The sequence below is a fragment of the Streptomyces mabaensis genome (assembly GCF_053763515.1).
On sequence record NZ_JBSOPZ010000072.1, the window covers coordinates 1 to 10,554 of the forward strand.

The 10,554-nt window shown below is 68.2% G+C and carries 5 protein-coding genes and 4 pseudogenes; 6 read left to right on the forward strand and 3 right to left on the reverse strand.

The annotated features are described in order from the left end of the window. The 6 genes and pseudogenes from ACWV17_RS33550 to ACWV17_RS33575 all read left to right on the forward strand — a co-directional run. The coding region (locus ACWV17_RS33550; protein WP_455362632.1) for an amino acid adenylation domain-containing protein at window positions 1–2,882 on the forward strand (2,882 nt) is incomplete at its 5' end. 88 nt (window positions 2,883–2,970) lie between these two features. Beyond that, window positions 2,971–3,183 (forward strand): MbtH family protein, encoded by a 213-nt coding sequence (locus tag ACWV17_RS33555; RefSeq protein WP_455357119.1) that lies wholly within the window; start codon window positions 2,971–2,973, stop codon window positions 3,181–3,183. 239 nt (window positions 3,184–3,422) lie between these two features. Further along, window positions 3,423–5,105 carry a WGR domain-containing protein gene (locus tag ACWV17_RS33560; RefSeq protein WP_455362633.1) on the forward strand — a complete coding sequence of 561 codons (1,683 nt, stop codon included), beginning with the start codon at window positions 3,423–3,425 and terminating at the stop codon, window positions 5,103–5,105. Window positions 5,106–5,908: 803 nt separating this feature from the next. After that, window positions 5,909–7,005: pseudogene (locus tag ACWV17_RS33565) on the forward strand (DUF4132 domain-containing protein). A 297-nt stretch (window positions 7,006–7,302) separates the two neighbouring features. Further along, window positions 7,303–7,592: pseudogene (locus ACWV17_RS33570) on the forward strand (transposase); the annotation flags it as partial. A 123-nt stretch (window positions 7,593–7,715) separates the two neighbouring features. Beyond that, window positions 7,716–8,594, forward strand: a complete 879-nt coding sequence (locus tag ACWV17_RS33575) for a hypothetical protein (protein ID WP_455362634.1) — start codon at window positions 7,716–7,718, stop codon at window positions 8,592–8,594. Window positions 8,595–8,610: 16 nt separating this feature from the next. Here ACWV17_RS33575 and ACWV17_RS33580 read toward each other — a convergent pair. From ACWV17_RS33580 to ACWV17_RS33590, 3 genes and pseudogenes are all read right to left on the reverse strand, one after another. Next, a pseudogene (locus ACWV17_RS33580) lies at window positions 8,611–9,380 on the reverse strand (ISAzo13 family transposase); the annotation flags it as partial. A gap of 27 nt (window positions 9,381–9,407) precedes the next feature. Beyond that, the gene (locus ACWV17_RS33585) at window positions 9,408–10,127 is read right to left on the reverse strand and encodes an ABC transporter permease (RefSeq protein WP_455357121.1); all 720 of its coding nucleotides are present in this window, start codon (window positions 10,125–10,127) and stop codon (window positions 9,408–9,410) included. A gap of 41 nt (window positions 10,128–10,168) precedes the next feature. Continuing rightward, window positions 10,169–10,554, reverse strand: a pseudogene (locus ACWV17_RS33590) (hypothetical protein); the annotation flags it as partial.

Genomic DNA, 10,554 nt, shown 5'->3' on the forward strand with positions numbered 1-10,554 from the left:
TGCCCACCGGCGAACCGGCAGCCAAATTCGACCTGTTCTTCGACCTGGCCGAAACCTTCCACACCCACACCCACACCGGTGCCGACGCCGGTACTGGCACCGGTACTGGCAGCCGGAATCGCCCGGCCGGCCTGCGCGGCGGTATCGACTACGCCCTCGACCTGTTCGACCACGAAACGGTGGCAACACTGGCCGAACGGTTCGTCCGCGTCCTGGACACCGTCACCAGGCAACCGCACCAGCGGGTCAGCATCGTAGAGGTACTCGACCCGGCCGAGCGGAAGCGGATCCTGGTCGAGTGGAACGACACCGCCCGGGAAGTGCCCGCGGCGACTCTGCCGGAACTTTTCCAGGCCCAGGCCGCGAAGCATCCTGATGCCGTCGCGGTGGTCTTCGGTGGCGCTGAGGTGACTTATGCGGAGCTCGACGAGCGTGCGAACCGGCTTGCCCGGTTCCTGATTCGTCGTGGTATCGGTCCCGAGCGCATCGTCGGGCTGGCCGTGCCTCGATCGGTGGACCTGATCGTCGGTCTGCTCGCGGTGCTGAAGTCGGGCGCCGGTTACCTGCCGATCGATCCGGAGTACCCGGCCGAGCGGATCGCCTTCATGTTGGCCGATGCCGTCCCCTCGCTGACGCTGACCACCAAAGAGGTCGCCGAGCGCATGGTTACCGGGCCCGCGCTGATGCTGGACGATCCTGCAGTTGACGCCGAACTCGGCGTACTGCCGACCGACGCTCCAGGCGACGAGGAGCGGACAGGTCCGTTGCTGCCGCAGCACCCCGCGTACCTGATCTACACCTCCGGCTCCACCGGGCTTCCCAAGGGCGTCGTGATGTCCTGCGGCGCGCTGGTCAACCTGATGTCCTGGCATGCTTCTGCCATCCCCGCCAAGACCGGTTCGCGGGTCGCTCAGTTCACCGCGATCAGCTTCGACGTCTCGGCCCAGGAGATCCTCTCAGCCCTCTTGGACGGCAAGACTCTTGTGGTACCGGACGAAGAGATCCGGCGTAACCCGGAAGGGTTCGTGACATGGCTGAGGGAGCAGAAGGCCACTGAGTTGTACGCCCCCAACACGATGGTGGACGCCCTTGGTGAGGCTGTAGCAGAGCAGGCCACAGAACTGCCGTGGCTACGTCATGTTTCCCAGGCCGGCGAGGCCCTTGTGCTCAGTGATCGGGTCCGTGACCTGTGTGGGGCGGCCGGGACGGTACTGCACAACCACTACGGTCCGTCCGAGACTCATGTGGTCACCGCCCATAACCTGCCGGCGGACCGCGCGGCATGGCCCGGGGGTGCCTCGCCGATCGGCCGTCCGGTGTGGAACACCCAGGTCTACGTCCTGGACCCGGCTCTGCGGCCGGTGCCGGTCGGTGTAGCGGGCGAGTTGTACGTCTCCGGCGCCCAACTGGCCCGCGGCTACCATGCCCGCCCGGACCTGACCGCGCAGCGGTTCGTCGCCAGCCCCTTCTCCCCGGGTGAGCGGATGTACCGCACCGGCGACCTCGCCCGCTGGAACGCCGACGGTCAGCTCGAATACCTGGGGCGTACGGATGACCAGGTGAAGATCCGGGGTTTCCGTATCGAGCTGGGTGAGGTCGAGGCCGCGCTGACTGCGCACCCTGACGTGGCTCAGTCGGCGGTGATGGTGCGTGAGGACCGCCCCGGGGACAAGCGTCTGGTCGGCTACCTCGTCCCCAACGGTGGCAACACTCCGCAGACGGACAGTGCCGCGCTGCGCGCCCATCTCGGCGCGATGCTGCCGGAGCACATGGTGCCGTCAGCGCTGGTGGTCCTGGACGCTCTGCCCCTGACGGCCAACGGGAAACTGGACCGACGGGAACTTCCGGCACCGGACTATAGCGCGTTGGCGCCGAGCCGGGAGCCCTCCTCGGTCCAGGAGGAAATCCTATGCAGAATTTTTGCCGAAGAATTGAATGTTTCTCACATCGGCGTCGAGGATAACTTCTTCGAATGCGGTGGACATTCACTTCTGGCGGTCAAGCTGGTGAGTCGGATTCGTGCGATCATGGGTGTCGAATTCTCTGTCCAAATGCTGATGCAAGCCCCCAGCGTCGCCGGAATTGCGCATCAGCTGAGCCTTCCCGCGATGAAGGATTCCCTTCGCACGCTTCTTCCCATCAGGACGCACGGGAGCCGGCCACCCCTTTTCTGTGTCCACCCGCGATCCGGATTGAGTTGGTGTTTCGCGCCTCTGGCCGCATTCGCACCTCCTGACATGCCCTTGTACGGCCTGCAGGCGCGGGATGTCGATGATGCGGGCGAGTTGCCGGGATCAATCCGGAAAATGGCGGAAGAGTACATCAAAGAGTTGCGCACCGTGCAACCGGCCGGTCCGTATCATCTGCTGGGATGGTCAATGGGAGGCCGCGTAGCGCAGGAGATGGCTGTACAACTGCGAGAAGACGGACAGCAAGTGGCACTCATCATCATGGGAGGCTATGCACCCGCCCCAATCGACACCCTAGACTGGGAGGAATTTGACGGCAACGGCCATAACAATCATGCGGGTGCATCGGACATACTCGACGCGGCGCCTTCTCTCCGTGATCTCGCCGGACTTCCGGAATACTTCCGCAACGAGATTTCAGAAGAAGAAGCTGAAGTAAGGGCGAGAATCATCGCAAACAACACCCACATCTACGTGAATCACTATCCTCGCACATTTCACGGCGATATTCTCTTCATTTCGTCGGATGAACTCGAGGACGGTTCGGGTCGCATCATGTGGCAGCCCTATACTGTCGGCAACATAAGCGAGTCGCGGCTGCCTTGTTCTCACGACGAAATGGCCGATCCCCCCATGCTCTCGCTGCTGTGGAATTCCATTGCTGATTGGCTGTTCACGACAAAAGATCGATAATCTTTCGGCCGAGCTGGCATCGACCAGCCCGTTGGCCGGGTTGGCCATCCAGGTACTTCCACTTTCGAATGACAGATAGGACTGAACAATGACGAACCCCTTTGAGGACCAGGACGCCAACTACCTTGTTCTGAAGAACGAGGAGGGTCAGTTCTCGCTCTGGCCCACATTCGTCGACGTGCCCGACGGGTGGGACTCGGTCTTTGGAGAGGCAGCGCGCCAAGCATGCCTTGACTTCATCGAGAAGACATGGACCGACATGCGCCCCAAGAGCTTGATAGACGCCATGAACGGCGGCTGAGCAAGGTCGGGGGCCGGCGCGGTGGCTGATGCTCCCAAAAACAGGGGTGCACGGCCGGGAGCAGGTGCAGGGCCGCCAGCAGCCGTTGTCAGCGACCGGATCTGCCCTGGGGCCAGTCGATCGCCCGTGTCGCGGGCAGGTTCATCACAGGAGCGCTGGCCTGGGGTCGGCGTGGGTCCGAGGAAGGGGCGGCCGTGCGGCGCTGGGAGCTGGCTGACGGGGGAGAAGACAGCCCGATCATGTTCTGGGAGATCGGTTCGGACGGCGGGGTGGTGATTGTCCGTCACGGAGAGGCCGGTGCACCGGGGCGTACGCGGTTCGAGGACTGCGCCTCGGCGACGGCTGCGGAGGCGTACGTGGCCGAGGCCGTGCGGGAGAAGGAACGCGAGGGGTACGCGCCCGTGGGCGCCGGCCACACGCCGGAGGCTGGGGGTGCCGGAGAGGCCGCGGCGGCACCCGACGAGTACTCCTTCATGCTGCCCGAGGCCTGGCGGTCGGGCCTCCGCCCGCGCAGGGGCGGCTTCACCCCGTACTTGTACGCCCCCCACGTGTCGGCTCTCGACTCCTGGGACAGGCGGCTCGCGGCGGCGAGGGAGGAGGAGTGGACCGGAACGGCCCTCGGCGAGGCCGTCGCGGGCATCGCCCCGAAGCTCGCGGCCGCTGCACGCCGCTACCTGGAGGGGGCGGCGGATCCGGTCGGCGCCGCGGTCGTGGCCGTCGTCACCGACCGCGGGAAGCTGCTGTACGAATATGTCGTAGACGCCTGGACCCTGCGGCACGGCCTGGCCTTCGCGGCCCGTGCCACGGTGGAGCTGTTCGGGATCCACCGCGAGGACCCCGTTCAGAACCGGACCACCGGACTGGCCGTCCTGCCCGAGGGCCAAGCAACGTACCAGCTGTGGTTGCGCCGGGGCGCCGCCGACCGGGTGCGGTCGCTGCTGTACATGGCCGACGAGAACAAGTACCGCGAGGCGGTGGCCGCGCTGGCCGCGCACCGCGGCGGTGCGCGGCGCCGAATCGTGGTGTCGTATCTGGTGCCGAGCGAGACCGGCTGGGTCGCGGAGTGCTGCGCCGACCCAGGGGCGAGCGGCCGGGAGGACCCTGTCGTACGCGCCATGCTGTTCGAGTCGCTGAACGGCGAGGAGCAGCTGCGGGCCCTGCTGCGGGAGGGCGGCGTGTCCGCCTACGACGGCAGCCTCTCCGCGGCGGCCACCGTCGCCGAGGGCGTCGGCCCGGCCGTCGCCGCGCTGATCGCGGAGATCTGGCGGCACCGTATGCCGTCCCGCGGGGCATCGGCGGGAGAACTGGCGGGGGTCCTGGCGCAGTTACCGACGGACGAGGCGTTCGAGCTGCTGATGTCCCACGCGGACGACAAGCAGGTGCATCCGGCGCTGCTGGAGGCGGCGCGCCGGTATCCGGTGCGCGCGGCACGCCTCCTGGCCGACCGGGCGGCGCCCGCCCCGGGGCGCAACGCCCACCTGCTGGGCCAGTTGCTGACCGCGCACGTCGCCGTGCACCGTGAGCTGCTGGAGTCGCGGCTCGCGCAGTTCCCGCCCAAGGCCGCCGAGGTGGTGCGGGAGCTGCTGCGACCGGCCGCCGACGCGCTGCCCGGGCTCCTGGTGAGCACGCCGTGGACACGCGAGCGGACGGCTCCGGAACCGAGAACCGTCAAGGGGCTCGTCGCGGGGGAGGAGACCCGCATGCTGTGGCAGCCCGGCGAGCGTGAGGCATGGGATGCCGCCGACGAGGAACCCGAGGGGCGCCGGGGCCGGCAGAACGAGCCGTATCCCGACGTCGAGTCCGTGCGGCAGCAGTTCACGGATTTCGACGCTATCGTCTGGCCGCCCTGCTCGCCGACGGCCCGGACGCGTACCGCCCGTTGCTGGCGCAGTGGACTCCCGGGCGGATGTGGATGTTGGTGAACGAGCTGAAGCCGGTGGGCGCCCGATGGGAGGAGGACGCGCTGCCGCCGCTGCTGCACGCCGCGACGCGGGAGCCCGCCGTGGCCGGCGGACTGCTCCTGCCCTACCGTCAGCTGGCGGTCGCGCGGCTGATGGCCGACTGGTTCGTGCGGCTGAGGACCGTCGCGCCCACGGCCCGCGCGTGGTTCGCCCGGCACGGCGCAGACGCCGCCGCGCTGCTGGTGCCCGACGCCGTCGGCCCGGCGGGCGCCGTGCGCCACAACGCCGAGCACGCGCTGCGGGCCGTCGCCGCCACGCACGGCCAGGACGCCGTGCTCGACGCGGCGGGCGGTCACGGTCCCGAGGTGGTCGCGGTCGTCCGTGACCTGCTGTCGGCCGACAGCATGAAGCTCGCGCTGCCGCCGAAGATGCCGGAGCCGGCCGCCTGGGCGGCCCCCCGGCTACTGCCGCGCGTGCTGCTGCGTGGCCGGACCTCGGCGCTGCCGGACGAGTCGGTGGGCCATCTGCTGGCCATGCTGGCGATCTCCCGGCCGGGCGCGGTCTACACGGGCGTGGAGGTGGTGAAGGAGGCGTGCGATCCCGAGTCGCTGGCCGACTTCGTCTGGTCCCTCTTCGAGCAGTGGCGGCTGGCCGGTATGCCGGCCAAGGAGAGCTGGGCGCTGCACGCCTTGGGGTGGCTCGGCGACGACGACACGGTGCGCCGGCTGACGCCGGTCCTGCGGAACTGGCCCGGCGAGGGAGCGCACAAGCGGGCCGTGGAAGGCCTGGACGCCCTGGCGGCCATCGGCAGCGACATCGCCCTGATGCATCTGCACGGGGTGTCCCAGCGGGTGAAATTCAAGGCGCTCAAGACGCGCGCCAAGGAGAAGCTCCAGCAGGTGGCGGCCGATCGGGGGCTGTCCGGCGAGGAACTCGCCGACCGGCTGGTGCCGGACTTCGGGCTGGACGCCGACGGCTCGACCGTCGTGGACTACGGGCCCCGGCGCTTCACCGTGGGCTTCGACGAGCAATTGCGGCCGTACGTCCTGGGCCAGGACGGCAAGCGGCGCAAGGACCTGCCCCAACCGGGTGCCCGCGACGACGCCGAGCTGGCGCCGGCGGAACGCAAGCGGTTCATGGCGCTGAAGAAGGACGTTCGGACGGTGGCCTCGGACCAGGTGCGCCGGCTGGAAGGCGCGATGGTCGCGGGCCGCAGCTGGACGACCGGTGAGTTCCGCGAGCTGTTCGTCTCCCATCCCCTGCTGTGGCATCTGGTGCGGCGGCTGGTGTGGCTGTGCGTCCCGGCCGGGGCTTCGGAGAGGGCTCTGTACGGGACCCCGGCCATCAGCGGCGCCGGTGCGGTGACGGCGTTCCGGGTGGTGGAGGACCGCACCTTCGCCGACGTACGGGACGAGGAGTTCACGTTGCCGGAGGACGCCTCGGTGCGGCTGGCGCACCCGCTCCACCTCGGCGAGGAGCTGACGGAGTGGAAGGAGTGTTCGCCGACCACGAGATCCTGCAGCCTTTCCCGCAGCTCGGCCGCGCCGTGCACCGGCTCACGGACGACGAGGCGGCCGGCGACCAGTTGGAGCGGTTCGAGAACATCACCGTGCCGACCGCAAAACTACTCGGCCTGGAAGGGCGCGGCTGGGAGCGCGATGAGCCGATGTTCGCGGGTGTGCAGTTCTGCCTGTCCAAACGGGTCGCGAAGGACCGCTGGATCATCGTCACTCCGTCGGAGGGGTTCACGATCGGCGCCGTCGACGTCTCCACCGAGCAGTCGCTGGAATTCATAGGGCTGTCCGCGCAGCCCAGCGCGCGGAACCCGCCCGGGGAGCTGTCAAGGCTCGCCTTCGCCGAACTCGACCCGGTGACCGCGTCCGAGCTGCTCGCCGACCTCACGGAGCTGGTGGCGCGGTGACGACGACGCACCACACCGCACGGCACAGCTCGCTGAGCAATAGTCGCTGTCACCAGCCGCAAGCGGGCCCGCCACAAACGTCACTGCACGGACCAGGACCCTCAAGCACAGTCGCTGGCCTGCGAGTTCTGAGCGAAGCCCATCGCCGGGACGGCCGAGGGAGAAGCCCGGCGCTGGTGTTCATCACGCTGCCGCCACCGGGCACACCTCCAACTGAACGAGCCGGCAGTCCTGGAGCGGCAGACCGGCGTCCCCGAGCAGAGGCCCGCGGCCAGCTGCGGGCACTGCGGCGCCCCCATCGACCCCGGCCGGACCGGAGCTCGCCGGTGGCGGGATCACCGGCAGGTGACGACGGGATTCTGCACCGGGTGCGGACCGGCGTGCAGTGGCGAGACCTGCCCGAACGGTTCGGGCCGTGGAAGACCGTCTACGAACGGCACCGGTTGTGGTCAGCCGACGGGACTTGGGAGCGTCTGCTCCAGCAGGTCCAGGCCGCGGCGGATGCGGCTGGTGAGATCGACTGGGATGTCTCGGTCGACTCCACCATCGTGCGGGCGCATCAGCATCCCTCCTCCCCGGCCTCCAGGGGCCGGGTTCAGAGGTGTCCACTACCCGGGGGAGGTTCCTGCTTCGGCCGCCTGCCGGCCCTGGTCGCGGGGGCAACGAGGACGGTCCGCGCTGCTGGCCTTACTCAAGCGGGACCCGGGGCGGTGAGACTGGACTCGCTGCTGACGGAGATCACCAAGCTGACCGAAGTGCGCAAGCTCGTGTTGCCCGAGGGGCTGTTCGCGGACTGCTCGGAGAAGCTGGTGGCCGCGTGGCGGGCACGGGCGATCAAGATGTCCCCCTCGGAACTTCCGCGACGCGAGCGAGGACGTACGGACGACGCTGCTGGCGCCGCTGTATGCGTCCCGGCAGGCGGAGATCACCGATGCGCTGGTCTGCCCGATGGCACCTACCTGGCGAGGATGAACCTGGCCGGGCAGAAAGGCGCTCACCCCGGCGGGGTGCTGGTCCGGGTGGTCGAGTACCGCGTCGACGGCGGCGAGGTGGTCAGGCTGTTGAACGACTTATCGGACCCCATTGCCCATCCGGCGGCGGAGTTGGCAGGGCTCTACCACGCGAGAGGGGAGGCGGATTCGGCGTTCCGGCAGATCAAGACGTTCCAGCGCGGGCCGGCCGAGGTCCTGCGCTCGGGCGACCCGGACCTGGTGCGTCAGGAAGTCTGGGCACATCTGGTCGTACACCACTGCCTCACACAGATCATCATCGCTCTGGCCGACGACAACGGAATCGATCCGGACCGGGTCTCCTTCGTCAAGGTCCTCAAGCACACGCGACGCAGCGTGGTCCGCCAGTGCACGGACACGCCCACGAAGATTAAGGAGTTCCTGGTTGCGCTGGCGGCGAAGGTGTATCGGAAACTCGACAACGGCGTCAGGCGCCTCCGCGAGGCGGACCGGCACCTGAAGCGTCCGGACTCGAAGTATTCCTCGAAGCTCTCCTACCGGATCAACACCCGGGACCGGCGCCCGACGCGACGTGTCACAGCCAAAGTCGTCACCGTGCAGCCCTCGATAGTTCACTAGTCAAGCAACGGCATTGGGTCCCAGGTGGAAAGTGCAGGACGGTGATGGTCAGTCCGGTTTCGGCAGCCAGGGCGGCCAGGTCACTCGTCCAGACCCGATAGCGGTAGCCGTTGGAGCCGCCAGCGTCCGAGGTGATCAGCAGCCGTGACGCTGGCGGGTAGTCCAGGTTGCCGCGGCTCTGCACCAGCGGCGGATCGACTCGACCGCGAAGACCGAGGTGTCGTGGTCGACACCGACGTTGACCCAGCCGGTGTTTCGGACGATGTCGTAGATCCCGTACGGGATCGCCTGCTGGACGTCCGGGCCGCTGAAGAAGAAGTGATGGTCTTCCACCTCGACCGGCTCGCCCCTGGGGCGCCACTCGCGGCCGGGCATGGGCAGCCGTCCGATCTGCTCTCGCTTCTTGGTGTCCACACTGATCACCGGCTCACCGTCGTCCTGATGCTGTTTGACCTGCTCGTTGATGTAGCGGAACTGGGCATCCCGGTCGGGATGCTGGGCACCCTCGAGGGTCTTGACGTTCGCCTGGAGACTGAAGCCCTCCTGCTTGAGCAGCCGGCCCACCGTCGGCGCGGACACCGCGTGCCCCTGCCGGGTCAGCTCTTCAGCCAGGTTCCGCAGCGACTTCGTCGTCCACCGCAGCGGAGACTGAGGATCACCTCGCTCGTCCGGCTCGACCAGCCCCAACAACGCCTTGAGCAGGACAGGATCGCTGGCTTCGGCCCGCTTGCGGCCTCCGCCTGGTGCACGCACCCGGCCGTCCGGCAGCGGCCCGGCCCCCGCTTCAAAAGGTGGAGCGGCCTGGCCGAGTGGTCATCGGCGCGGTTCCCAGCGGAAGAAGCGGGAGGCCAGCGCGGCGGCGACGACGACCCAGGCCAGGGTGGGCAGCAGCAGGGGCAGGGAGTCCGCCACCGGAACGCCGCCGTTCCAGGCGTTGAGGACCAGTTCGGTGGCCGAGCCGCCGGGGAGCAGCCGTTTGAGCGTGGTGAGCTCTTCGGTGCCGGTGATGGCTACCCAGTTGGTGACGGCGAGGGCGCCGAGGCTGACGGGCAGCGTGGTGACCTGGGCGTGTTCGGGGGAGTTCGTCCGTCCTGCCGTGGCCAGTCCCAGGCCGAGCATCATGAGCACTGTGGAGAGGACCGCCGCCGCCAGGAGGAGGACGTTGGCCGGCCGGCCTGCGACCGCGGCGAGCACGGCGAGGATCGCGATCACCTGGACCAGTGCGAGGACGGTGATGGGGAGCATCACGCCGAAGAGGATGCTGGCGTCGCTTGCCGGGGTGGAGCGCAGTCGCTTGAGGAAGAGGTTCTGGCGGCGGGAGGCGAGCGTGGTGACCGTGGTGGCGTAGAGCCCGAACGCCAGCACCGAGAGCATCACCACCGATGCGATGTATCCGAGGCTCGTCAGGTCGGCGAAGGTTTCGTGCTTGAAGATGAAGAACACGCTGATCGCGAGGGGCGCGATGAGGCTGTTGAGCAGGATCATCCGGTTCCGGAAGATCTGGATCATCTCGCTGTGAGCGATCGAGAGCATGGCGTAGGTCCCTTTTCCTTGTGACGTTCGGGGCGGGCGGTTTATTCGCTGCCGATGGAGCGGAAGACGTCGTCGAGCCGGGTCGGTCCGGCGTGGAGTTCGTGCAGCTCCACCCCGTTGGCGTGGGCCCAGCCGAGCAGGGTGTGAAGGTCCTTTTGCAGGGCGAAGGTCTTGATGTGGAACTTCCCGTCCGTCTCGCGTGTGGTCTGCAGCGGGAGCGCCGGTGCGTGCGCCGGGAGGGAGAAGTGGATGACGGCCGGCAGGGTGTGTGTCAGCTCGGCGACGGTTCCTTCCTGGTGGAAGGCGCCCTTGTGCATGAGCCCGATGCGGTCGGCGCGCTGCTGAGCCTCTTGTCGGCGTACACGTGAACGTCCCCACCCGCGTACGGATGAACGTCCCCAGTTCTTGATGCCTTGAAGGGACACCT

Bases quoted from the DNA above. Each gene is read 5' to 3' on its own strand.
- ACWV17_RS33555 (WP_455357119.1), top strand. From the start codon at position 2,971: ATGACGAACCCCTTTGAGGACCAGGACGCCAACTACCTTGTTCTGAAG.
- ACWV17_RS33560 (WP_455362633.1), top strand. From the start codon at position 3,423: ATGTTCTGGGAGATCGGTTCGGACGGCGGGGTGGTGATTGTCCGTCAC.
- ACWV17_RS33585 (WP_455357121.1), bottom strand. From the start codon at position 10,127: ATGCTCTCGATCGCTCACAGCGAGATGATCCAGATCTTCCGGAACCGG.